The following is a 24,145-nucleotide window of genomic DNA, read 5'->3' as shown; positions in this document are numbered from 1 at the left end:
AGTTTGTCTGCAGTCTGGGAGGTTTCCTAGAAGGAAACCTCTTTTTGTTATCCACTAATTGAACGGATTGCAATTATAATAGAGTCCCGCTCACAAGACGCCCTTTGTACCATACTGCTGCTCGCTCTGATCTTCTGGCAACGGCTTCAGCCGCACAGCTCGCATGCACTAACACAAAACTTGCTGTATCCCCTGCTTTTGGCCACACTTGTTCACCTTTGGAACTAAGCGGTGTTATTCCGCCTGTAATGAAACCAAGAGACTGAGATAAAGAGAACTCATCATCACATCCGTATAATTCTGCATAGCGCCCTGCCTTTTCAAGCTGATCACCGTTACCAAAAGGAGACCAGTGATCGGTTAGGCTGTCCGTTGACAGTTTAACGTTAACTCCCATCTTATGTAACATCGGAAGAGGCATTGTTGATCTTCCAATCGGTACAGTCGATGTGATTGACATGCCTAGTGAAGCCATTCGAGCTGCTAACTCCTCAGCTTCCTGTGCTTCAGCGCTGGCAAACCAGAAAGCATGACTCACCGTAACCCTCCCTTGCAATCCTGCTTCTTCCGTCAGATCAGCAAGTCTCGTTAATGTTTGCTTACCCGCTTCATTTCTATCATGCAGGTGAATATCAATTCCCGCTTTACCCGCTACAGCTATCTCTACCATTGCCTGCAGTGACTTCTCGATATCTCCATCCACCGTGTATGGATCTACCCCGCCTACATGAGTTGCTCCCTCAGCTATTGACTGCTTTACCAACTGTACAGAATCAGATCTAAGCAATCCATGCTGCGGAAAAGCTACAATCTCTGAGGAGATTTTTCCTGAAAAAGTATCTAAAGCTTGCTTTGTTGCTTCTAACCTATGTAATCCGCTCACCGGTTCAATATTACAATGACTTCGAACATATGTAGAACCATATCCCTGTATAAGTTCCAAAATGCGCTCCGCTTGTTGTCTTGCTGCCGGCAGGAGCTTTGGTAATAAACGCTTCTCTTCCTCAATCCTTTCAAAGATACTGGTTACCTTTCGTACCGCTTGCCAAGGACCACCATAATACGTTTTATCCAAATGAATATGCGCTTCCTCAAAGGAAGGAAGCATTAATAATTGCTTGCCGTCGTATTTGGGAAGAGGACTCACGATCTCTGTACCTGCTTCCACAACTTCCTTAATTACACTGTCTTCAATCCGGACGTGACAAATCCCTGTCTTCGTACCCACTACTTGTCCATCTTCCACGACATATCCCTGTTCTAATCTTACATTCGTTAACCAATAAGAAGCATTCATCATATCCTCACCCTCTTTTCCACACATATGGTATCATAGCTGCCAATAAACGAAAAATATAAATAATATTTCGTTGCTACACTTTTTTCATATATAAAGAGGCATATCTATAGGGAAACAATATAAAAAAAGACACCTTAGCGGTGTCTCTTTAGGGTCTTCTGATGAAGTCGCATTACATGAGGCTGTCTATTAGGTCAATTTTTGACCACAGTTTGGACAAAAGTTAGCTCCTTCTGTCTTCGTACCGCAGTTCGGGCAGAAATTCGGTTTTTTCTGGCCTTGATCTGCCGAGGAAGATGCTGCAGGCTTAGCGTTTGAACTTTCAGAAGCAGCGGACTTCTCGTTAGATTCTATATTTTTCATCATCTGATTTGCTGCATTCATTCCCACTTGGATTCCAATCATGTCAGCAGCTGTACTGCCGCCTTTGAGGTTGCCGGACGCAATCCCATCGGTGATGCTAACCTGCTGATATTTTTGCAGATTACCGATCATTTCATGAGAAGCCGTCTTCGTAATCATGTCTTGAATTTCTTTTGGATAATTAAAACTCATCACCTGAAACCCGGTAATCGTCATCCCATTATTCATCACTTGCATATCGAGGTCTTCCTGAATTCCTCTGGCAATTTCGGATGCATTGGCCTGCAAGTTAAACATATCCTTACCTTCGCGGCTAATCCATTTCATTAAGAGCTGATCCAGCACAGAAGTAATTCGAATCTTAACGTCCTCTACAAGATAACTGTTCTTCACCCCGGCGATTTTATCAATCAGTGTCACATAATCATTTACTTTGAAATTGAACGTACCGTTCGCACGGATCGGCATTCCGCCCGGTAACTGCGAGGTTGGAATTAGAATAGGATTCTGTGTCCCCCATCTGACAGTGAACTCTTTTGTATTGACGAAGAGCACTTCCACTCTCATTCCACTGTTAAAGCCAAACTTAAACCCTTTCAGTGTAGACAGGAATGGAACAATGTCGGATTCAATGCTATACTCGCCTTCTTCTTCAAAAATCCCTTCAATTTTTCCGTTATGAATAAAGATCGCATCTTGCCCGGAACGGATCAGGAGCTTACTTCCTTTTTTAATCTCTCTATTGCTCCATTTCCAGAAAATCATATCATCTCTGAACTCTTCCCACTCGACTACGTTTGCAAATTGGTTTTTGAAAAAAGACATGTATTCTCATTCCTTCCGTTTAGAACGATCCTCTGCTTCCGCTATGCGAGTGGCCGCCTTTGCTGATTCCTCCGCCGCCACCGCCGCCAGGACCGCCATTATTATTATTCCGTTCAATCTTGCGTTTGGTCACTGTTGTTCTCAGATACCGATCTTGTCGATCCAGTATGCCTGATGCATTTGCATCTTCATATGTCTGCCGGTTCACCGTGATACGTCCCCCAGAGCGGTAAGCCATCACCCCGACGACTAGAGCGCCAATCCCCAAAGAGACGGCCAATTGAAACCAAATATTAAATAAAACTCCTGGGCGGTGTTCCATAAACTCATAGACGGTTAGAATATAATCTTCAAATGCCAGTTCATAATTACCATAGCTTAGATCAGGACTGATCTTGGTTCGGATTTGGTCTAGCCTTCTGTCATTAAGATAATCCAGCCCTTTATAAAATCCAGCGATATATACTTCTGTATTGTTCATATCCAGTGTCAAAATAACGGCATTCCCATGCGGCCGATCATATCCGGGAGCATGCTCATCATAGAAGTCTTCCGTCAAAATCATAGCATCTATATCTTCTTCATTTAATGTCGTATAGATGATAATATCCGTGTTTCGCTCGGCCCCATACGCATTGGCCATGGTATTAAGTCTGTCTGCTTGTGCCTGAGTTAATAACCCTGCTTCATCAAAGATTAACTGTTTCTCCGCAGCTATAGAACTGGATTCGGCTGCACCCGCTAGGTTAGGAGGAGTAATAACGAAAATAACGGAAAAAATCAGGAGAAAAGATAGGATCGATTTTATTTTTTTCACCAAAATCCTCCTCCCATCATCCAGGAAATCAGTTTCAGTGATAAAAAGGAAATACCCGAGATTCCAGCAAACCAAGCACTTATTTTCCCTTTGCTAATCGGAGGTTTGCCCACCACTTTACCTGTCTGTCCGTTCATCGCAAATGTATGCTCTGCCTTATTATAATCATATTGCACCATCCATACCGGTAGCAGGACATAATCGGCTCGTGCTAAGGTTGTATCGATCTGCTTATCTGTGAAACTTACTGTGGCATAACCAGAAGCCGAAGACTGAATGTAAGAATCGATATACTGGCGAATCTTTTCCTTTGCCCGCGGCAGCAGCTCTGATTCATCGTAGCTGTATTTTTCGGCAATAAACCCGGCAAGATAAGGGGATTTAAAGCTTTTTAGCTGACCATATGGGAAAGGTTCGAGCTTATCCATCAGTTCATCATTCATTTTCTCTGCCGCGTCAATCGGTACATTCTCGTAATTGAGCCGGATCTTACGATAAACCTCATAATGCATCGTTTCCGTATAATGATAATCTCCTCTTGTGTAACTCCTCACTTTTGTACCCAGTCCACGGACTTCAATGTGATTATGTAATCCATATAACCAGAAAGGCACGTAGATTCCGGTAATTCCTTTAATTCGGTCCGCCGTCATAAAACCACTTGGCGTAAGCAGTCCATTCCGGCACCATTTTCGAAAAGCTTGTATTGCTTCTTCTTTGCTAATCGAAAATGGAATGATTTTTGCTGGAGCTAGTTCTCCAGTAAGCCGGTCGCCGAGCACAACAGAGGAACCACAGAAACTACATACCGTAGCTACTGTTTCTGCCTCTGTCATGATGACTGCCCCGCAACTGGTACAGTGGTATTCACTCACTTCATTTTCGGTAAACACATTCCTGGTTAAAGGATCCGGGATTTCCTCAATATTATCGTCACGGCCGCAACTCGGACAATGCAGCATCCCTGACTCACTGTCAAACACCATGCTGGTTCCGCAGTTCGGACATTTATATTCGATGACTGGCATATGTTCACCTCACTACCCATCCAAGAATTTATGACTTCTTGTTGTTGAGTTTATCTTTAATCATGGCAAGCTCCTCTTCTGCATTCCTAATCGAACTCGTATTGTTCTCCCTCTCCAACTGAGCAATAAGTTCATCGAGATCGTCCTCCGGTTGCTCTCTAAGTTCAGCAATAGCCATGGCTTCATCATACGCTTTATTAACCTTTTCTTCGATTACATCGAACACAGAGCCGCTAACATCCACATTTGAGCCCATCGTATTTATTTTCTGCTGAGCAGCCGTTGCAGCTATCTTTCCGTTTAATTCTGCGTGTCTATTCTCTAGAACGTTAAAATCAGAGATCAGTTTATCGTGCATCTGCTTCATACTTTTCTTGTTAGATAAAGCACGTTCATATGCAGATTCCAGCTCACCTAATTTCTCTGCTTGTGCTGCCTTACGTTCTAGAAACTGCAATGCTTGCTCCTCATTCCCGGACCCCACTGCTTTCTCAGCATATCGCTGCAGTTTATTTACTTCTGCTTTTGCCTCATCCAGCGCTCTCTTTGCCCTTTTCTCTTCCGCTGCTACCGACGCTGTTTCTGATTTCACTTTACCTATGTCTATGTTCAGTTGCTTCATATAGTTATTCATCATTTTCTCAGGATCTTCTGCTTTGGTAACCAAGTCATGCATATTCGCTTTCATCACGTCTCTGAATCTAGATAGGATACTGATAAATATCTCCTCCTTTTGGAAAGAATCTTTACTCTATAATACATAAAAAAGAATACGAAGGTTTCAATCTAATGAGTTCGCTGAAAGCACCCTTCTTATTTTTTACTGTCATCTACATATTTTACCCAATAAAAAAAACACCATATCGTTGGTGTTCATTACGTCTTCACTATTTTATCGATTTCTTCTTTTAGTAAAAGATATCGATGCACACTTCGATTAATCGGTACCTTGGTTAATTTATGTTTATCTACATACACTTTCATTTGATCTTTGGATAAACCCAGTAGATTTCCCGCCTCTGAAACCGTAAGTACCTCTTCGGTGTTCGTTGCATTGAATGTCTTTTTCACTTTTAAATTATAATCCTGAAACAAGTGCATACCTTTCATCCCTTTCTATCCGTCTGACACCGCATAAAAAAAAGAACACCGAAGCAAAGAAATCGGTGCCTTTATATAGGAATAGAGAGTAAAACTCTCCTCCCCTTATTTTTTATTCTGGTTAGGACTCGTGTTCGTCACAGCTGCAAGCATTTTCTCATCTTTTATCATGCTAGACTGACACTGAGGGCATACGGGAACCTCGGCGAATACGAAGTTATCTCTCATCCATCCTTTGCATTCGTCGTTTGAACAAGACCATATTGCCGTTAACTCCATCGGTACATCTTCCATTGGCTTTCTTCGAGAATTATACATTCGTATCCCTCTTTCTGTATCTGAATAGGTTATATAAATAAAAATGCCCCAAACGATACGTTTGAGGCATAAGACTCTTAATTAGAGTTTTACAACATTTTCAGCTTGTGGACCGCGTTGGCCTTGTACGATGTTGAACTCAACACGTTGACCTTCGTCCAAAGATTTAAATCCTTCGCCTGTGATTGCGCTGAAGTGTACGAATACGTCGCTTCCGCCTTCAACCTCGATGAAGCCAAATCCTTTTTCTGCGTTAAACCATTTTACTGTTCCTGTTTCCATTGTTATTACCACCTAATTTTAAATTTACATGAAATTCTTACCTTAAAATAAAAATACACATAGGGTACAAGGTTATTATTAAAGAATAACCCTCTACGCTATGTGGATTCGTTAGGTCAATGCTTCAATAAACTTAGTATAGCATATTTCCGAACATTTAGCCACATATATTATAATTGTATAATATGGTAATATGGCTGCCCATCCCTTTCTTCATCTATATAGAAAAAAGTCTGTAGAGATCCTCTTTGTTCAAGAAGGACCCTATCTACAGACTTTTAGCTTCTTTCAGGTTCTTTTAGCTAAAAAAAGGTATTCGCCGTTAATTATACTTGTTTGAATTCAATCCAGTCGATCTGCATTCCAGGCTTGATATGTTCAAACTTCATCTCGTAAAGTCCTGCTTCCAGCTCTACCTTAGCTTGTTTCAGCTTGATCCATCTGCCTTCTGTACCATTCGTCTGAAGGGTCGCTGCTACCTGATCATTCAGAATCAGATTGCAGGCACTTTGTGACAGCACCCCATCTGGAGACATAAGGCCGGCAAACATACGATATACGCCTGACTCATTCACTTTGATGATGGTTGAGCCGGATACATTCACTTTTATCTGCTCATCTTGCCCGATCACTTGAGCCTCTTCTGCTTGCAGAGAAGCATCTGCCTTACATGTTTCAATCTTCTCCTGAATAACTTGCTCTCTAGAAAATACAAGTGCTTGCATTAAGAAACCACAGATATTCATTGCATTACGCTGTAACTCACCGCGGGTAAGAGTACCATTATCAAGTGACTCTATTGTGTTGTCTCCCCAGGCATTTGTTTCAGCTCCATAATTACTAACGACCATATATAGATCGTTTTGAGCACGCGCCATGTGATTGGTATATTTACGATCAGCCGGTCCGCCGTTTACGACATCGTTCATTACAGCCCACCAGTCCGTCATTACGATTCCTTTGAAACCCCACTCACCGCGAAGAATCGTTGTATTCAGATCATAATTCGATGCTGCCCAATGTCCGTTGACCGGATTATACGAAGTCATAATGGAATTTGCTCCGCCTTCTTTTACAGCGATTTCAAATCCTTTAAGATAGATTTCTCGCAAAGCACGCTCAGATACAACTGCATCCACTTTCGTACGGTATTTCTCCTGGTTGTTGCAGGCAAAGTGTTTCAGCGTTGCCTGCGAACCACCCTTGCGAAGCCCGCGGGTACAAGCTGATGCAAACAAGCCGGAGACCAGTGGATCTTCTGAGAAATATTCAAAGTTACGTCCATTTAGCGGACTACGACGAATATTAAGTCCTGGTCCGAGCAACGTATCAATATTGTTACGCACCAGCTCCTTACCTTCCAAAACATATAATTCTTCTACCAGGTCCGTATCCCATGTTGCGGCAAGCAATGTCCCAATCGCAACCTGAGTTGCCTGCTGCCCACTATCCATTCGAATCCCCGAAGGGCCGTCAGAGGTACAGCCGACTGGAATACCATAGCTCAGAAGACTGTCGCTTACACCGCCAAAAGCAGATGCTGTTCCTGGTGTAACGAGCGGGCTGCTCATGCCTTCTCCTCTAATAATCGCTGCTAAATCTTGATCACTAAGTTGAGCGATAAAAGCTTCCATGTTGACTTTCTGCTCATGTACGTCACTCAGCTTGTAACCTTTGTCTCCTGTTTGATCCAGTGTCTTCGGTAAATTGGCTTCAATTCGATCTGCTAACGAAATTTGGCGTGTAGGAACTTCAGCCTCTGCCAATTCATAAATCCCATTTTCTTTACGAACGCCTGGCTTCATTCTATTGAATTTCTCTGTTGGTGCCATCGCTTCTTGCAGCTGTTCAACGACAATAAGTTCCTCGGTATAGTAGCCATTCTGTCCATCCACCGATACTTTTTCTACCTGTTTTACACTTGTGCCAACATAAAATAAATAACTTCCTTCTTCTAAAACATAAGCAGATGGAAATCCTGTTACCCCGCTGTCATCATACGAAGCCATTGAGTTCACAGGGAATTGCAACGTCAAACGTTCGGATTCACCCGGCTGAACAATTTTTGTTTTTGCAAAAGCAGCAAGCGCTTTGGCCGGCTTTCCGAGTTTCCCTTGAGGCGCTTCATAGTAGACTTGTACTGTCTCTTTGCCTGCATAAGTATCCCCGGTATTAGTTACAGTTACCTCAAGCTCAATATACTTCGATCCGTCTTTGGTGATCTGCTTAGCTTCTTCAGGCTTTACTTCGAAAGTGGTATAAGACAGGCCATACCCAAATTCAAATTGAACCTTATCTGGACAGAACGTCTCAAAGTAGCGGTAACCTACATAAATATCTTCTTCATAGAGGTTCTTAAATTCATTGCCGTAATTCTTTGTGGAGGGGTAATCTTCAATAGAATAAGCAATCGTATCCGTTAATTTCCCGCTTGGTGTCACTTCACCAACCAGCACATCCGCAATTGCATTTCCGCCTTCCATTCCGCCCTGCCAAGCGTAAATCACACTTGAGATCGGATGAACTAAAGTCTTCTCATTCAGCCAGCTCATATCAATAATATTGGATACGTTCAGTACCACAATCGTCTGCTCGAAATGGGTTGTAACGATCTTTAGCATTGCTTTCTCATCATCTGTCAGCTGATAGCTTCCTTGCTCGTCTGCATTATCTTGATCTTCCCCAGCGGTACGACCGATGACGATAATTGCTTTCGCTGATTTCTGTCTTGCAGCAGCGACGAGGTCATCCGTTAAAGGCATTTCTTGTTGATGCCAAGGCTCTGCAGCCCAGCCTCCTCCACCATTATCAAACGGATTCTTTTCAATCCATTTCTCGTATACGGATGCCAGTTCTTCATTAATACTAAATTGTGCCTTTGCACGGAGTCCATCCAGCAGATTGGTTGTGTATACAACGTTTACGCTTCCGCCCGATCCTGTACCGCTGCGATAGTAATTTACCTGGGTGCGCCCAAAAACTGAAACGTTTTCGGAAACCTGTATAGGAAGAACTTTTTCCTCATTTTTTAAGAGAACTGCACCTTCTGCTGCGACTTTTCTACTGAATTCTGCAAACCCTTCCAATGGAACGCCAATAAGATCTGAACTCAAATGATTTCCTCCTGATCTACCTATTCTAGTAATAGGAATATGTATTGTGGTTGATTGGGCACGACTTTAAAATCTAGTACTCTCTCGGTGAATTTGCTTACACATTTTTTTGAATACGTTTACTTGTTTTTATAGTAACAGATTTCTGAGAAATTAAAAACTTCTATTTTTTACGGTTTTTTCTATGCGTCTCTTTTGAATGACACCAATGAACAGAAAATTTATTGTCCATCAGTGATAATTTTTACAATAACCAAAAAATTTAATAATTTTTAAATACACATACTTGCGACCTGAATTATATAGAAAAATGGTCCTTTTAGTGAATATAACAACGCGTTGTCGTTCTTCATAGACTCACATATCTACATAATATTCTGCGAAATCTACAGAAAATACCGTTCACAAATTAAACACTAGGAAACTCTAGAAAGTTTTTTAGTTTCGTGCTATTCTAGATTCATAAACAAGAACAGTCCTTTGTTGCTGGTACCCAAGAAAGAACGTTCAACTATATTTCTCTTAGAATCAACTTTCTATTTTTATATTTAATAGAATCTGTGAATTGTTTCACAATATTATTTCTATAACGAGAAGGGAGTTTTTACGATGATGGACTGGTTTGATCAAATACCTGTAGAGAAGATTTCAGAATGGAGACAACATCTACATAAACATCCTGAACTCTCATTTAAAGAATTTAAAACTTCACAATATATTTACGATATCTTATCTACTTTTCCTAACCTTGAATTAACACGTCCTACTCCAACCAGTGTAGTTGCTACCTTAGTCGGCGCTGCTGGCGAGGGTAAAACAATTGCACTTCGTGCAGATATGGATGCTTTGCCAATTCAGGAGGAAACGACTTTAGATTTCAAATCGGTAAATGACGGTGTTATGCACGCTTGCGGACATGATACCCATGTTGCGATGTTGCTTGGAGCAGCAAGTGTACTATCCGGTATGAAAGACAAACTAGCTGGAACCGTTAAGTTTATTTTTCAACATGCAGAAGAACAAGTTCCTGGCGGTGCTCAAGAACTCGTTGATGCAGGCGTACTGAAGGACGTAGATCAAATCTTCGGTATTCACATTATCCCAAGATTAAAAACAGGCTCTCTCGGTATTGTACCTGGGTATACAACCACTGCTGCTGACGGATTTTTCTTAAAAATCCAAGGGAAAGGATCTCACGCTTCTACACCAGAATTGTCCATTGATCCAATCGTAGTCGGCAGCCATATGGTTATGGCACTCCAAAGTATTGTATCTCGTAATGTTCCAGCAAGCGAAATGGCGATTCTTAGCATTGGTGAATTCCACAGCGGCCAAGCTCCTAATATTATTGCAGATACAGCTACCCTAAGCTGCTCCATCCGTACGACTAATGAAGAAATTCGCAACCTCATGGAAAAACGGGTTAGAGAAGTGATTGAATATGTAGCTGCTGCATACGGTGCTACGGTTGAACTCGATTATGTCCGCGGTTACTCAGCTGTGTACAGCACACCTGAACTTGCTGAATTCGCTTTTGAATCGGCTACAAAAGTACTTGGTAAAGATTTAGTCTACGAATCTCCTATGCTAATGGCGAGTGAAGATTTCTCCGCTTATACCAAAGTTGTTCCAGGTTGCTTCATGTTATTAGGCGCCGGCTTAGAAGAAGAAGGATGCGGTTATATGAACCACCATCCGAAATTCAGAGTCATGGAAGAAGCTTTAGTTAACGGTACAAAAGTCGAAGTTCAATTAATCTTAGATTTATTGGGACAAAAATAGATTATTCATATCAAACTCGGGAAGGTGCAACTCATGGCTAAAAACAACAAAATGTTCTATGGCTGGTGGATCGTAATCACAGCCTTTATGTCAATGACATTCCTTTTCACGCCCATTGTTAACTTGATTTCATTTTTTACAGACCCTGTATCACAGGAGCTCGGTATTGAGAGATCTCAGTTTAGTCTATACTTTACGATCGTTACCTTAGTTGGTTTAGTAGTCGCTCCAATTGCAGGTAAAATACTTAAAAAAGTAAATATTCGAGTTTTTATGACGGTATGTACCCTTCTAGGTGCACTATCCTTTGTTGGATTTTCTTTTGCAAGTAATATCTATGTTTTCTATGCACTATCTGTTCTTCAAGGTATTTCGCTCATTGCAGGGTCAATCGTTCCCTCTTCCGTGCTGATTACCAACTGGTTTAATGAGAAACGCGGTTTAGCACTCGGTATTGCCTTATCAGGCAGTGGTTTAGGCGGTATTATCCTAAGTCCAGTCGTTAGTTCCTTGATTAATTCCGTGGGCTGGAGAACAACCTACCTGATCATTGGTATTGTGATTGCTGTTACCATTGTTCCGCTGACTGCATTTGTTGTCAGATTCCACCCATCCGATATGGGTTTGACACCGCTTGGTCAAGCGCCTACTAAAGATAAAAATCAAGTGTTATCCGGTATGAACCAAAAAGATGTATTAAGAACACCATCGTTTTGGATCTTGTGCGCAGCTATTATCGTAACAGGGATCGTCGCAAATACCATGATTATCAACCTTGCTCCATTCTTGACAGATATCGGTGCTACTTCATCAAGAGCTGCCTTCCTATTATCCTTGGGATCCGCAATGGTTATTGTCGGTAAGCTGCTCGTTGGCAGAATGTTTGATAAAATGGGACTCACTATCATGATCATCTTCTTAGGACTATGTAACGTACTCAGCTTCGTATTCCTAAGACATGCAGATGGACAAATTGCAGGTATTCTTTATGCAACATTCACTGGATTTGGTGCAACTGCACTTACGATTGCTCCATCCTACATTACGGCTTACCTGTTTGGCGAAAAAGATTTCAGTTCCATCTTTGGTACAGTTTCGATGTTCTCTTCCTTAGGTACTGCACTTAGTGCCGTATTCGGTGGCGTTGTATATGGTATCAATAATTCTTATGGTCTCGTTTTAACTGTGCTGATTGTACTTTCCTGTGTAAGTGCTGCTTTGTACTTCCTTGCAGCTAAAACGAAACCTAAATATGAATCTGCGTCTTTGCCACAACCAGATCAAGTAGTCGGAAATAACGCTTAATCAGGATTATATGTAGCAAGACCAACCTTTTCCTCCCTTTTCAGATAATTGATAAATATAAAAGCTAACTACAACGTTTCACCAATATTCATTGGTTGTAGTTAGCTTTTTTAATAGAGCTGATCTTCATAATGATCGATAAAGTTTACAGCATATGAGGTGCACACCGTGATACTGACAAAAGAACAATGGAAAATTGCGATAACTGTTTTAATTATGGGCAGTTTTATCTCTATGGATAAAAATATGATTTCGATGACTGTACTGGCCTTGGGTGATCAATTCCACTGGTTGCCGAATCAAACGGGGATGATTCTGAGTGTCTACTATATCGGTTTTACTTTAATTACGATTCCAGGAGGATGGCTGGTGGACCGATTCGGTTATCGTAAATTTATTTTATCTTCATTGTTTGTCCTCATTCTCTTTACGATCTTCTTTAGTTTATCCAGCTCATTACTTGCACTGGCTATGATGCGGATGGGCGTTGGACTGGGGCATGCAAGTTACACAACAGGTTCACCTAAGATCATAAGTACAAATTTCGGCGGCGAGCAGCATGCTTCCATTCAGTCGAAAGTACTTGCTACAGCTGGAGTCGGCGGTGTTCTCGCATTCACTATTGGAACACAAATCATTAATAGTAACTGGCGAGTTGCATACTGGTTAATCACTATTTTTTACATCGCCTTATGGTTGATGATGTTTATATTTGTGAAAGAGAAAGAACACTCCCCGAAAACGACAAAATCCAGAGAGTCAGTATCTCTTTTTGATGCGTGGAAAGAAAAAAATGTACTCTGTATCGCAATCGGTATGTTATTTACGAACTTAGTTGCTACAGGCGTCATCTCCTGGCTGCCGTCCGTTTTAAAAGCGAATTTTCATATGATGGACAATACAAAAATCGGATATCTACTAACGAGTAATTCGATACTTATGGCCGTTGCCACGATGGCGGCTGGCATCTTAATCAACAAATATTTTAAACAGAAAGAGAAAACATTCATCACTCTCTCTTCTCTGGCTGCTGCAACTTGCCTAATCGGTTTTATCTATTCGACTCATTTTGTCATTACCGTTTTATTGCTGTATGCTATATCCGTCTTACTTATGTTTGCCTTCACCGCTTATATGGTGCTGCCATATCGTTTAGTATCCAATCAGGTCATTGGTGCCTCCTTTTCTGTCATTAATATTGGTGCCTTTATGGGAGGAATCATTGCACCTATTCTCATTGGCAATCTTGTCACTGAATCCGGAGGTTCTTTTGTTACTGCCTATATTGCCATGAGCATTTGCTTGGTCGCTGCGAGTATCGTGCCGTTTTGCATAAACTTGAAACAAACGGTTCATTCTTTAGCAGAGTCCTATAAATAAGAAAATTCGAAAATAGGTTTGTTTTTTACATTTTTACCGAAGACTTTAATCTGTATAATAAGGTATCTCGGTATTTATATTTTCCTTAAATATATAAACTTCACAGAGGAGGTGCTGATATGAATACAGAACAACGAATTATTGAAGAAGGAAAAAAGTTAATCGACCAGTATGGATTCCGTAAATTCACGATGCATGAACTGGCAGATAACCTGCGGATCAGTAAGAAAACCATCTATCTCCATTTTAAAGACAAAAATCATCTAATCAGCTCGATCTGTGATTCGTTTATCGCTAATGACCGAGAGGAACTGAACCGAATCATTCATGAGAAACATGATTATGTCGAAAAACTGCGCGCTGTTTTTTATCTATACAACATTCAAACACTTCGCAAAAGACATCTGAATGAATTGAAAAAGTATTTTCCGGAAGATTGGGAGAAGTTTAGAGCATTTAGTGAAAATCGAAGAGAATGTGTTCGAGACATCTATCGAGAGGGAGTAGAAAAAGGGGTTTTCATTCCTCAATGTCCCATTATTCCGAATACACCTACACCAGTGGGTAAAGATCAAACCGTAGAACTATTAATCTTTATTCTGTCCTCGGTTATAAATCATGCCTTTGAATCGGAAATGACAGATTATGATTTTGATGTGAATACAATGCTAATTTATTCTTACGAAATGCTAATTCAGTTGTTCCTCGTTAAGAAATAACAGACGATAACATACATGGAATTTATGACGCTTCAAAGAAAGTGTATTGTTCCTTTGAGAACGTATAAACAACAATAGAGCCAAGCCATTATATAATATGGCTTGGCTCTATTGTTATTCGAATAAAAGAGTAGAAATAAAAAAAGACCCAAACCTAACGTTTGGGTCTCAGACTGTAGACAAACTAGCTTAAACTAGTTTGCCTGCAGTCTTTTTTATTTTACAATAGAAGCAACTATTTTATTTGAGGTGACAATCTTGCTAACGAAACAATCCTCCACTCAACGTGACCAACTTGAAATGGTTGCTCTAGATCAACTCGTTCCAGAAGATCATTTGGTTCGCAAAATCGAATCGGCGATCGACTTTTCTTTCATCTACGACTTGGTTCAGGATCATTATTCGGAAATTGGACGACCTAGCATCGATCCGGTCATCTTAATTAAATTACCTCTTATTCAATATACCTTTGGTATTCGTTCCATGCGAAAAACGATCGAAGAAGTTCAAACCAACATGGCGTATCGTTGGTTTCTGGGCTATGGATTTTATGATAAAGTTCCGCATTTCTCTACCTTTGGAAAGAACTACGAACGTCGTTTTAAAGATACAGATCTATTCGAACAGATTTTCTACCGTATTTTGCGGACTGCAGCTGAGAAACATTTACTCAGCGCGGAGCATGTTTTCATCGATTCTACACACGTAAAAGCGAGTGCGAATAAACGGAAATTCGAAAAGAAGGTTGTACGCAAAGAAACAAGAGCATATCAACGCAAACTGGAAGAGGAAATTAACCAAGATCGGGACGACCATGATAAAAAGCCGTTTCCTCCGGACTCTTTTAAAAAAGAAGAAGAAAAGGAAATTAAACAAAGCACTACAGATCCCGATAGCGGCTACTATGTCAAAGATGAACGGACCAAACAATTTGCTTATTCGTTTCACGCAGCAGTAGACCGAAACGGATTTGTACTCGGTAACATCGTCACTCCCGGAAATGAACATGACAGCCACTTGCTTGCACCCCTCGTAGAAATGGTAAAAGAAAAGATTGGGAAACCTGTAGCAGTAGCAGCCGATGCTGCCTACAAAACACCTTGGATTAGCAAATATTTGTTGGAGCAAGGGGTTACTCCGGCGCTGCCTTATACACGTCCGCGTTCTCAAAAAGAAGGTTTTCGAAAAGATGACTACGTGTATGATGAATATTTTGACGCCTATTTATGTCCTGCTGACGTGGTATTACCTTACTCGACCACCAATAAAGAAGGATACCGAGAATACAAATCTCCAAAAGAAATTTGTAAATCGTGTCGTTATTTATCCATGTGTACAGGGAGCAAGAACCACCAAAAAGTAGTGACGCGACATGTATGGCAAAACCACTTAGAAGAAGTAGAACATCTAAGACAGTACCAGCATGTAAAGCAAATCTATGCGAAACGAAAAGAAACGGTGGAACGGGTATTTGCAGATGCAAAAGAAAAGCATGGCATGCGATGGACAACCCTGCGAGGGCTAAAAAAATTGTCCATGCAGGCGATGCTTACGTTTGCTGCCATGAATTTGAAGAAAATCGCCAGATGGTCGTGGAACAGACCAATTCCAGCGTAAATCAGGCGGGTTTCCACCTGATTTATTCATGAAAAGAAGTAGAAATGACAAAAGGCACTCAGAATGAATACATTCCGAATGCCTTTTGTCTACAATCTGAGACCCAAACCTAACGTTTGGGTCTTTTGAAAACTGAATACTACAGTTTTACAACATTCTCAGCTTGTGGACCACGTTGGCCTTGTGTGATGTTGAATTCAACACGTTGACCTTCGTCCAAAGATTTGAAACCTTCGCCAGTGATTGCGCTGAAGTGTACGAATACGTCGCTTCCGCCTTCAACCTCGATAAAGCCAAATCCTTTTTCTGCGTTAAACCATTTTACTGTTCCTGTTTCCATTGTTATTACCACCTAATTTTTAAATTTACATGAAATTCTTACCTTAAATAAAAATACACATAGGGGACAAGGTTATTATTTAAAGAATAACCCTCTACGCTATGCGGATTTCTCTAGGTCAATTACTTCAATAAACTAATTATAGCACATCACAGAGAAATTAGCTACTTAAACGTTCAGGTATAATGTGGAAGTGATTTAGATGGGAGCTATTTCTCATTGGTTCTTCGCCTGAATAAGCGGTGCCACTCATTTATATGAGTGGACCTTCGCTTTATTTTTATACGACTTTCTATGATTGATCCCGGCGATATAGTTCACGACTTTTATACCCTTTGCGAAGGATCATTTTCATCTCCTCACGCCTTTTTTCTCTCGTTTGCTCTTGTTTTGCACTGTAGACATAACGTGCCCAGTCTTTGCGATAGCCAGGGGTTAGTGATTGGTAGAAGGCGAGTAAATCCGGCGTATCATAGAGATCCTTTTCGACACTTGGTATAAATGAAATATAATCATCTACATACCCGCTTGGTTTAGAAGAAGCTTTCTGCTTGTTCTTCGCGTCTTCTTTTAGTCCAACTACGGTAAAGATGGAGTCCAATCCCACCATTCGCGCAAATTTAATATTACTTGTCCCGACATAACCATTCTCGTCACTGCCAAGCCCTTCTAACAATTCGTCACGGTGAATAAATGTGGGATAGACTTTGTTTCCCTTTTTAGGATACGCTGCAAAGAGATATCCACCTGTCTGAAGATGCTGATTCACAATCACACGATCTACCAGAGCTTTTAACGAATCCATATTCAGTACAAAAGCAAATATGAGATCATATGCATGATGGTCTATAAGCTCTGTATCATAACCTGTTAATTCAGCTAAGTAATTCGAGCCTTCTGGGGCATCCAAAACAGCGACTTCATTGTATTTATGTAAATTTAATTTTTCTACGATGGATTTAGCCATTTTTATTCGATAGCTCCTCCGTTATCATTATGCCTTTATTTGAACACAGACCACTTCTTTTGACAAATATCCTCTCAAAAGAGTTTTCACATATGTTTTAACGACTATTCATGTACTAACAAAAAACGCTAGGACTAGACCAAAGTTTCGCTGATCCACCTCATCTATCTAGACTGAACTAAACTTAAATCGCAAATAAAAAAAAGCCCCAAACCTAAGGTTTGGAGCTTTTTAAAGCTAAAATTATAGTTTTACAACATTTTCAGCTTGTGCGCCACGTTGGCCTTGAACGATGTTGAATTCAACACGTTGACCTTCGTCCAAAGATTTGAAACCTTCGCCAGTGATTGCGCTGAAATGTACGAATACATCGTCTCCGCCTTCAACTTCGATAAAGCCAAATCCTTTTTCTGCGTTAAACCATTTTACTGTTCCTGTTTCCATTGTTATTACCACCTAATTTTTAAATTTACATGAAATTCTTACCTTAATAAAAATACACATAGGGGACAAGGTTATTATTTTTAAAGAATAACCTTGTCCCCTATGTGAATTCGCTAGGTCAATACTTCAATAAACTTATTATAGCACAGCGTGAGCTAAAAAGCTACTCTTTAATATAATTAAATGGATTTTGTCTCTAAAGAAATATGACATTTCGGGAAATTGATCTAATGCTTATCTTCCTTATTGAGGAGAATCCTTTATTTTCAGGGCCATTTTTAGTGATGTCATTTTATGTATTTGCAAAAAAATAATAGCGAAGGCCTCACGTGCTCCCTCATCCGTCAATTTGCAACCTTGGCGTTTTGTAGTCATCGATAGCGAAGAAGGAAAAGAAACACTTAGCCATCTTGCCAGATTCAACAAAGATAAAGTCATGAGCTCATCAGCGGTAATCGCTGTTTTTGCCGATATGGATAACTTTGATTATGCGGAAGAAATTTATGAAAGAGCGGTTGAGCTGGGATATATGCCTAGCGAAGTGAAAGAGCAACAGATGAACGCCATTGGACAATTTTATAAAGTGATGCCGGAATCAACACTAAGAGAAACCAACATACTAGATGCTGGTCTGGTATCCATGCAGCTTATGCTTGTTGCACGTGCACACGGTTATGACACCAATGCGATTGGTGGTTATGAGAAGGTTCAAATCGCTGAAGTGTACGGCCTTGATAAAGATCGTTATGTACCGATTATGCTCATTACGATTGGCAAAGCAGCCAGCGAAGGATTCGAATCGTATCGCCTGCCTGTGGAGACGGTAACCACTTGGAGATAAGATAACCTAGATCTATCCGTTGGTGACAGTAATAGCCGATAACAATAAACCCAGACTTTACTGGCTCATCTATTTGAATCTTCGTAAACGGAGTAGTGAGCTGGTAAAAAGCTGTTCTTTATATAAAACCTCGTTCCCTGTTTCATCAGGAAGCGGGGTTTTTGTGAAGAAATCTAAATTACATAGATCCCACCCACAACCTTTCACTGGAGAGTCTTATATATAATTTAAAATAAAAAAAAGCCCCAAACCTAAGGTTTGGAGCTTTTTAAAGCTAAAATTATAGTTTTACAACATTTTCAGCTTGTGCGCCACGTTGGCCTTGAACGATGTTGAATTCAACACGTTGTCCTTCGTCCAAAGATTTGAAACCTTCGCCAGTGATTGCGCTGAAATGTACGAATACATCGTCTCCGCCTTCAACTTCGATAAAGCCAAATCCTTTTTCTGCGTTAAACCATTTTACTGTTCCTGTTTCCATTGTTATTACCACCTAATTTTTAAATTTACATGAAATTCTTACCTTAAATAAAAATACACATAGGGGACAAGGTTATTATTTAGAAGAATAACCCTCTACGCTATGCGGATTTTTTCAGGTCAACAATTCAATAAACTTAGTATAGCACAATTCCATCTAAAAAGCTACTCTTAATAAAAAAATATGATATTCCAACAACTAAAAAACACATTAAATGCTGATAAAGCGTTAAACCTCCTCTAAATTTGAGCTGCCTTCAACGATATTGAACTCGACTCGATCGCCTTCATCCTATGATTTGCAGCCGCCTTCGACCTCGATAAAACCAAATCCTTTATATCTGAGGCACAAAATTTAAGTGATAATATCATTTTTATCCTATTCTAAATAACACAAAAAAGGCAGCTGTCCTCTCAATCCTAAGGAACAGCTGCCTGCGCAGATTCAAAGGCTAGCTAATCACTACGCCTGAACACCCGTCTGGTAATTGAGCAACTGTCTGAAGGTACCTTTACTTTCCTGCGACAATTGCTGGTATCCACCTTGTTGAATTACGTTACCCTCTTCCATCACAATGACCTGATCAGCATTTCGGATGGTGGACAGCCGGTGTGCAATAACGATAATCGTCATTTTTCCCTTAAGAAGCTCCAGCGCTTCTTGGATAAGTCGTTCATTTTCACTGTCTAGCGCACTTGTTGCTTCATCTAATACAAGAATTGATGGACGTTTCAAGATAGCCCTTGCAAGAACGAGCCGCTGACGTTCTCCTCCCGATAAGCGGATTCCGCGGTCACCGATAATTGTGTCTAACCCTTGCGGAGACTTACGAATAAATTCATCCGCGGCAGAGAACTTCAACGCTTCCCATAGCTCAGCATCGTCTGCATTAGGAGCAACGAGTTTCAAGTTGTCCCGAATACTCTCATTGAAAAGAAATGGATCCTGCGCTACATAACCAATGGCTCCGCGCAGTCCAAGAAGCTGCTGATCATCTCGAAGTGATACCCCGTCGATCAAGACTTCCCCATTTTCCGGTTGAATTAACCCCATGAGCATATCAATAAGCGTGCTCTTGCCGGCACCGGATTTCCCTACAATTGCTGTCATACGATTAGCAGGAATATGAACATTAATATCCGTTAAAGCATACACAGATGAATTCGAATCATACCGATAATCAACATCCCGGCATTCAATTCCATATTTCATTTGGAACTCATGTGGTTTAATAACGGCAGTTACATCTTCAAGTTCCTGATCTGCCTCATATTCCATCTGTAACTTACGCATAGCTCGGAACGCAGGGAAATTGGAAGCAAGCTGCTCTGTATTCGATTGAATACTAATAAACCTTGGCCATAAACGCGAGAAAATGAGAATAACCACAATCAATTCCTCTGGTGGCGTATGGAATACCTCAAGCGCCAAATACACGAAGCCCGCAACAAGAACAACCGAGGAGAGACGATAAATGAGCTGGGACAAAGAATTCATTTTTCCAAATTGGATAAAGTTATCTTCCATTCTTCGAGATAAATTTTTGAACCAGTGAATATGAGACTGCTCTAACCGATTGCTTTTAATATCCTTAATTCCATTGAAATGATCATTAATTCCCGCAAAGTAATACTTAGACAGCTCTGTTGTCTCCTCCCCAATACGCTTGGACTTCTTAATAAACCTACGCCCGAATAGAGCAAGCAGCCCGCCGCTAATGAGAACAACGAGTGTTAACATAGGTGACAACCATAGAGCAAGGCCAATCTGTATTATCGTGAACAGAACGGAAGTAATCATTTGCAAGAATAAAGATGTTCCGTAATTCACACGCCCGAGCTCATTAGACATCACATGATTAAAATCCGACTTCCGTCTCCGTAAGAAGAACTCCCACTTCGCCTGCAGCAATCCCTGGTACGTCTCCACCCGAAGTCTGCGAATAAAACCCTGTAGAATCTTTGCATTCAATAAGGTCTGACTCCGCTGAAGCAGTGCCTGTCCCCCAACAATCATGACATATAGCGCCAGCACCATCGGTAAATTCAGTTCGAATGACCATGAATTGATGAAGTCTTGTAGTAAGGAGATAAGCGGTATCCCATCCAAATTGGTGTTAAATATACCTATAATGCTGAGGAGAGGAACGATCAGATAGATTCCTATTCCATCTAGTAAACTGATGAACAATGTCATGGACATATTTATGTATAACTTCATACCTGCGAAATGGTGCATTTTACGAATAAAATAAAATAGATCCTTCAATATACATAACTCCTTGTGCGGATGACGGATCACCGCTTCATGGGCGATAAAGTTGCTCCCTTTACTTCCTTCCCAAAAATCCCTACAACAGCGTACCTTTCATGGCCTTCTTTACCAGTTACAATATATGGACCGCTGCGTAGCCAAGCGTGAGCAGCCATCTGCCCCTTCTCATCCCGGCCACTCCCCAGATAAAGTGTGCACGAAATTCCTCTTCGTTCAAGCATCTTCATCGCAGCGACCGCCTTAACTAAACACTGACTCTCCCATAAAGTAAGACGGCTCATGACATGGACTGTCCTGGAGATCTTACGCAATAGCAAAAGATCCTGTTCCGTATAGCCTGTTGAAGGGGTTTCCTTCATATGCGCCCCTAAAGAGGGAGCTACCTTGGAAAAGGGAAGCAGCTTAAACACTCTCCCCCAGGCAAGGTAAAAATAAGCTTCAAAGAACATCCGCTTCATATCGGGTGGATAAGACATAAACTTGCGTGCTTTTTTATAGAGACGCATTACTGCTGTTTCACCTGCACAAGCCCCTCAGAGATGAGCTGCTTCAGGAATGTATGTACTTGCTGCTCGCACACCTCAGGTTCGATCTCATACTCGGTTACTAGTTGCTCAACCATGCCAGCGATGGTCACAGGTGAAGCGGCCAGTTCCCAGATCCGGCCGCCGATCAGACCCAGATTATAATACTTACCGTTCTCGATGCTCAGCATCACCTTTTCGCCATCCATATCACTAACCAGGAAACCTTCGGATTGTACGATATGATCATCCGCTGTGATGAATTCAACGCTCATGGAAAGAACCTCCCTTAAAAATAACTGATACATTCTGTATCAATTATAGCAATGACGTGCCATTTAGTATACATGATTTATACGAAGTTATGAGATTGTGGGAAGTGTCGATTTGCATTACAGGAACATTATCTCCCCAACTTAAATAACTTTCCTTCTGATTCAGACTCTTTTCTTAAACTCCTCCATAGCCAAAGGAATGGTCGAAGAGGGAAATACAGAAAGTGAAGTGATTTCGGCAATGGGAGAAGCAATACATCCTTAGGACTAGGATAAAGGTAAACAATTATTTGCGACAATTTTTGTTTCCATGTCATAAGTGAATATAGATAATGTTTATGTAGACCTAAGATATGTTTATCCCCATCTGGAGATAGATCTACTTTATTTTTTATAAAGAAAAGTGCAGAGTAAGCCAACTTCTGCGAGCGTTTATTATGTGTTAATATTTCAAGTTGATTTGGCAATCTTGTTGAGAAAAGTTTAGAGGTTAATAAAAGAGATTGGCCAGCTAGGTGTTGGCCTCCATCGCTTTTGTAGATTTGCTTCAACTTCTCAATATTGATCATATCTTTACTCATCATTTGATCAATATCATAGAGCCAACGCAAACGGAACCATCCATGCTTTGATCCATGAGAAACAAGATACACAAGTAAATCTTCATTGCCTAAATAATTTATTGGGCTGCTTGATACGGTTGCTGTAATTCTGCGTTCCCACAGATCTTCAAAAGAAGGACCCGGTAATTCAAGACTCATATGCCAATGTAGTTCAACTTGGGTTAAACGTAGCGGATGAACATATGAAATATGATATTGCTTTCTTTTCCGTATATTGATTGCATCTTGATCTTTTTCTTCAGTCTCATATCCAAGTCTGACCAAAATTTCTTCCGCTTGTGTTACATGATGGGGTGAAACCAGAATATCCAAATCCTTTGAAGTTCTAAGTGATAAATCACCATAAAGCTTCAATGCTAATACTGGCCCCTTTAATAATAAGGATTGAATATTAAGATCCAAGAACTCCTTATTAATCTTCTCTAATTCCGAGCTTAGACGTAACATGTTGATTACATTGGTGGAATACTTAGAATGTAGAGCCTTTATTACAGTGTGAGGTATACTAGTATTGGTATACTCTTTTAATCTCACATACAAGATCGGATAAACACGATGGTGAAAAGCCAGATCAAGAAATTTATTCCAGTCCACATCGACAAAATGGCTCTCATCCAAAGAATGAGAGCCTAAAATTTTCAACAGTAATATTAACTCCTTCGGGAAACCAGTAGTGTCAATTATGGGTGCAGTTTTCATTAAATTACCTCTCTCAGATTAATCTTAATTTCAACAATAAGAACAAGCAACTATTCCTGATACTTTTGTTCTTATTAACTCTGTCCACAGAATCAAAACCACCATTTAAGCAAAACCCGAACTAGCAGCAATAATTAAATTAGAAGTCCAATCTTCACAGAAACAAAAAAATCACGTAATTTCAAAGTCCCACCTTATTAGTCAAACAACTACTATTCTTACGAAATCCCTCTCTAGAGGTAGACATTACCTTTACTTCCGATTGGTTTATTGTCATTGTAATAATGATCTATTCATAATATCAGCAGTAATTTTACAAAACTCTATTAATCACAATACCCAAAATTCGAGCAATTAACTGCTGTAATTTGAGGTATCTTGATAGACTAATTTCTTAACCTGTGAATTGTTCGGTGGTGTTATCGATAGACTTGAAGTTAATTCCTCAGCACTTTTACCAAAATCAGTATAGTTTTCAACGACTTTATTCATAATAGCTGAGGATTCGATAGACAGGCTTCATACATTTACAATTCCCATTTTATTTTCTACCATAGAAGATGACTATATACTTTAACTCTCAATAATTATCAAGACGGTAATCCTGCAACAAAACCCAATGATACATATTGTATATTTTACATCCCAAATCTATGATACATTTCATATTTTGTCAAGGATATATTCGAATTAGCACTTCTACATAAGTTATAAAATGTATTTATTA

Annotated in this window: 22 protein-coding genes and 1 pseudogene; 6 read left to right on the top strand and 17 right to left on the bottom strand. The window is 40.4% G+C overall.

Annotated elements, in window-relative coordinates; all coding sequences use genetic code 11:
- Positions 1–73 precede the first annotated feature (73 nt).
- The 9 genes from QPK24_RS01250 to QPK24_RS01210 all read right to left on the bottom strand — a co-directional run bounded on the left by QPK24_RS01250 (position 74) and on the right by QPK24_RS01210 (position 9,147).
- Positions 74–1,297 (bottom strand): amidohydrolase, encoded by a 1,224-nt coding sequence (locus tag QPK24_RS01250; protein ID WP_285749000.1) that lies wholly within the window; start codon positions 1,295–1,297, stop codon positions 74–76.
- 192 nt (positions 1,298–1,489) lie between these two features.
- The gene (locus QPK24_RS01245) at positions 1,490–2,488 is read right to left on the bottom strand and encodes an SPFH domain-containing protein (RefSeq protein WP_285745529.1); all 999 of its coding nucleotides are present in this window, start codon (positions 2,486–2,488) and stop codon (positions 1,490–1,492) included.
- A gap of 19 nt (positions 2,489–2,507) precedes the next feature.
- Positions 2,508–3,305, bottom strand: a complete 798-nt coding sequence (locus QPK24_RS01240; RefSeq protein ID WP_285745527.1) for a TPM domain-containing protein — start codon at positions 3,303–3,305, stop codon at positions 2,508–2,510.
- Positions 3,302–4,333, bottom strand: a complete 1,032-nt coding sequence (locus QPK24_RS01235) for a TFIIB-type zinc ribbon-containing protein (protein ID WP_285745525.1) — start codon at positions 4,331–4,333, stop codon at positions 3,302–3,304. The genes QPK24_RS01240 and QPK24_RS01235 overlap by 4 nt, the downstream gene beginning before the upstream one ends.
- Before the next feature lie 28 nt (positions 4,334–4,361).
- Entirely contained in the window at positions 4,362–5,051 is a 690-nt protein-coding gene (locus QPK24_RS01230) for a PspA/IM30 family protein (RefSeq protein WP_285748998.1), read from the bottom strand.
- Between the two features lie 158 nt (positions 5,052–5,209).
- A complete protein-coding gene (locus tag QPK24_RS01225) occupies positions 5,210–5,434 on the bottom strand; it encodes a MerR family transcriptional regulator (protein ID WP_285745523.1) in 225 nt (74 codons plus the stop codon).
- A 105-nt stretch (positions 5,435–5,539) separates the two neighbouring features.
- Positions 5,540–5,752, bottom strand: a complete 213-nt coding sequence (locus QPK24_RS01220; protein ID WP_285745521.1) for a cold-shock protein — start codon at positions 5,750–5,752, stop codon at positions 5,540–5,542.
- Between the two features lie 81 nt (positions 5,753–5,833).
- Complete coding sequence (locus tag QPK24_RS01215; protein WP_285745519.1) at positions 5,834–6,034, bottom strand: cold-shock protein; 201 nt, start codon at positions 6,032–6,034, stop codon at positions 5,834–5,836.
- Between the two features lie 326 nt (positions 6,035–6,360).
- Positions 6,361–9,147 carry a glycoside hydrolase family 3 protein gene (locus QPK24_RS01210; protein ID WP_285745517.1) on the bottom strand — a complete coding sequence of 929 codons (2,787 nt, stop codon included), beginning with the start codon at positions 9,145–9,147 and terminating at the stop codon, positions 6,361–6,363.
- Between the two features lie 609 nt (positions 9,148–9,756).
- Between QPK24_RS01210 and QPK24_RS01205 the strand changes: the two genes are divergently transcribed.
- The 5 genes from QPK24_RS01205 (at position 9,757) to QPK24_RS01185 (ending at position 15,950) form a co-directional block, all read left to right on the top strand.
- A complete protein-coding gene (locus QPK24_RS01205; protein WP_285745514.1) occupies positions 9,757–10,929 on the top strand; it encodes a M20 metallopeptidase family protein in 1,173 nt (390 codons plus the stop codon).
- A 33-nt stretch (positions 10,930–10,962) separates the two neighbouring features.
- Entirely contained in the window at positions 10,963–12,234 is a 1,272-nt protein-coding gene (locus QPK24_RS01200) for an MFS transporter (protein ID WP_285745513.1), read from the top strand.
- A 168-nt stretch (positions 12,235–12,402) separates the two neighbouring features.
- Positions 12,403–13,614, top strand: a complete 1,212-nt coding sequence (locus QPK24_RS01195) for an MFS transporter (protein WP_285745511.1) — start codon at positions 12,403–12,405, stop codon at positions 13,612–13,614.
- Positions 13,615–13,733: 119 nt separating this feature from the next.
- A complete protein-coding gene (locus QPK24_RS01190) occupies positions 13,734–14,333 on the top strand; it encodes a TetR/AcrR family transcriptional regulator (RefSeq protein ID WP_285745509.1) in 600 nt (199 codons plus the stop codon).
- Between the two features lie 258 nt (positions 14,334–14,591).
- A complete protein-coding gene (locus tag QPK24_RS01185; RefSeq protein WP_285745507.1) occupies positions 14,592–15,950 on the top strand; it encodes an IS1182 family transposase in 1,359 nt (452 codons plus the stop codon).
- Between the two features lie 139 nt (positions 15,951–16,089).
- On the opposite strand, the gene QPK24_RS01180 is transcribed toward QPK24_RS01185, so the two are convergent.
- The 3 genes from QPK24_RS01180 to QPK24_RS01170 form a co-directional block, all read right to left on the bottom strand.
- Entirely contained in the window at positions 16,090–16,290 is a 201-nt protein-coding gene (locus QPK24_RS01180; RefSeq protein WP_213535627.1) for a cold-shock protein, read from the bottom strand.
- A gap of 292 nt (positions 16,291–16,582) precedes the next feature.
- Positions 16,583–17,257 (bottom strand): YdeI/OmpD-associated family protein, encoded by a 675-nt coding sequence (locus QPK24_RS01175; protein ID WP_285745505.1) that lies wholly within the window; start codon positions 17,255–17,257, stop codon positions 16,583–16,585.
- A 243-nt stretch (positions 17,258–17,500) separates the two neighbouring features.
- A complete protein-coding gene (locus QPK24_RS01170; protein ID WP_213535621.1) occupies positions 17,501–17,701 on the bottom strand; it encodes a cold-shock protein in 201 nt (66 codons plus the stop codon).
- Positions 17,702–18,008: 307 nt separating this feature from the next.
- Between QPK24_RS01170 and QPK24_RS01165 the strand changes: the two are divergent.
- Positions 18,009–18,542: pseudogene (locus tag QPK24_RS01165) on the top strand (nitroreductase family protein); the annotation flags it as partial.
- Between the two features lie 280 nt (positions 18,543–18,822).
- Here QPK24_RS01165 and QPK24_RS01160 read toward each other — a convergent pair.
- From QPK24_RS01160 to QPK24_RS01140, 5 genes are all read right to left on the bottom strand, one after another.
- On the bottom strand, positions 18,823–19,023 hold the full coding sequence (locus tag QPK24_RS01160; protein WP_213535621.1) for a cold-shock protein: 201 nt from the start codon (positions 19,021–19,023) through the stop codon (positions 18,823–18,825).
- 462 nt (positions 19,024–19,485) lie between these two features.
- The gene (locus QPK24_RS01155) at positions 19,486–21,291 is read right to left on the bottom strand and encodes an ABC transporter ATP-binding protein (RefSeq protein ID WP_285745502.1); all 1,806 of its coding nucleotides are present in this window, start codon (positions 21,289–21,291) and stop codon (positions 19,486–19,488) included.
- Positions 21,292–21,320: 29 nt separating this feature from the next.
- Positions 21,321–21,803: a lasso peptide biosynthesis B2 protein gene (locus QPK24_RS01150; RefSeq protein ID WP_285745500.1), complete on the bottom strand. Its 483-nt coding sequence runs from the start codon at positions 21,801–21,803 to the stop codon at positions 21,321–21,323.
- A complete protein-coding gene (locus tag QPK24_RS01145; RefSeq protein ID WP_285745498.1) occupies positions 21,803–22,096 on the bottom strand; it encodes a lasso peptide biosynthesis PqqD family chaperone in 294 nt (97 codons plus the stop codon). The genes QPK24_RS01150 and QPK24_RS01145 overlap by 1 nt, the downstream gene beginning before the upstream one ends.
- Before the next feature lie 128 nt (positions 22,097–22,224).
- Positions 22,225–23,418 (bottom strand): nucleotidyltransferase domain-containing protein, encoded by a 1,194-nt coding sequence (locus QPK24_RS01140; RefSeq protein ID WP_285745496.1) that lies wholly within the window; start codon positions 23,416–23,418, stop codon positions 22,225–22,227.
- Positions 23,419–24,145 lie beyond the last annotated feature (727 nt).

Origin of the sequence: Paenibacillus polygoni (assembly GCF_030263935.1) — a bacterium.
In the GTDB taxonomy this organism is placed as follows: Bacteria; Bacillota; Bacilli; order Paenibacillales; family Paenibacillaceae; genus Paenibacillus; species Paenibacillus polygoni.
This window is presented reverse-complemented; position numbering and strand designations above follow the sequence as displayed.

What these genes read in the sequence shown, in the direction of transcription:
- QPK24_RS01250 (WP_285749000.1), bottom strand. Translation starts at nt 1,297, where the DNA reads ATGAATGCTTCTTATTGGTTAACGAATGTAAGATTAGAACAGGGATAT.
- QPK24_RS01245 (WP_285745529.1), bottom strand. Translation starts at nt 2,488, where the DNA reads ATGTCTTTTTTCAAAAACCAATTTGCAAACGTAGTCGAGTGGGAAGAG.
- QPK24_RS01235 (WP_285745525.1), bottom strand. Translation starts at nt 4,333, where the DNA reads ATGCCAGTCATCGAATATAAATGTCCGAACTGCGGAACCAGCATGGTG.
- QPK24_RS01225 (WP_285745523.1), bottom strand. Translation starts at nt 5,434, where the DNA reads ATGCACTTGTTTCAGGATTATAATTTAAAAGTGAAAAAGACATTCAAT.
- QPK24_RS01220 (WP_285745521.1), bottom strand. Translation starts at nt 5,752, where the DNA reads ATGTATAATTCTCGAAGAAAGCCAATGGAAGATGTACCGATGGAGTTA.
- QPK24_RS01215 (WP_285745519.1), bottom strand. Translation starts at nt 6,034, where the DNA reads ATGGAAACAGGAACAGTAAAATGGTTTAACGCAGAAAAAGGATTTGGC.
- QPK24_RS01205 (WP_285745514.1), top strand. Translation starts at nt 9,757, where the DNA reads ATGATGGACTGGTTTGATCAAATACCTGTAGAGAAGATTTCAGAATGG.
- QPK24_RS01200 (WP_285745513.1), top strand. Translation starts at nt 10,963, where the DNA reads ATGGCTAAAAACAACAAAATGTTCTATGGCTGGTGGATCGTAATCACA.
- QPK24_RS01190 (WP_285745509.1), top strand. Translation starts at nt 13,734, where the DNA reads ATGAATACAGAACAACGAATTATTGAAGAAGGAAAAAAGTTAATCGAC.
- QPK24_RS01180 (WP_213535627.1), bottom strand. Translation starts at nt 16,290, where the DNA reads ATGGAAACAGGAACAGTAAAATGGTTTAACGCAGAAAAAGGATTTGGC.
- QPK24_RS01175 (WP_285745505.1), bottom strand. Translation starts at nt 17,257, where the DNA reads ATGGCTAAATCCATCGTAGAAAAATTAAATTTACATAAATACAATGAA.
- QPK24_RS01170 (WP_213535621.1), bottom strand. Translation starts at nt 17,701, where the DNA reads ATGGAAACAGGAACAGTAAAATGGTTTAACGCAGAAAAAGGATTTGGC.
- QPK24_RS01160 (WP_213535621.1), bottom strand. Translation starts at nt 19,023, where the DNA reads ATGGAAACAGGAACAGTAAAATGGTTTAACGCAGAAAAAGGATTTGGC.
- QPK24_RS01150 (WP_285745500.1), bottom strand. Translation starts at nt 21,803, where the DNA reads ATGCGTCTCTATAAAAAAGCACGCAAGTTTATGTCTTATCCACCCGAT.
- QPK24_RS01145 (WP_285745498.1), bottom strand. Translation starts at nt 22,096, where the DNA reads ATGAGCGTTGAATTCATCACAGCGGATGATCATATCGTACAATCCGAA.
- QPK24_RS01140 (WP_285745496.1), bottom strand. Translation starts at nt 23,418, where the DNA reads ATGAAAACTGCACCCATAATTGACACTACTGGTTTCCCGAAGGAGTTA.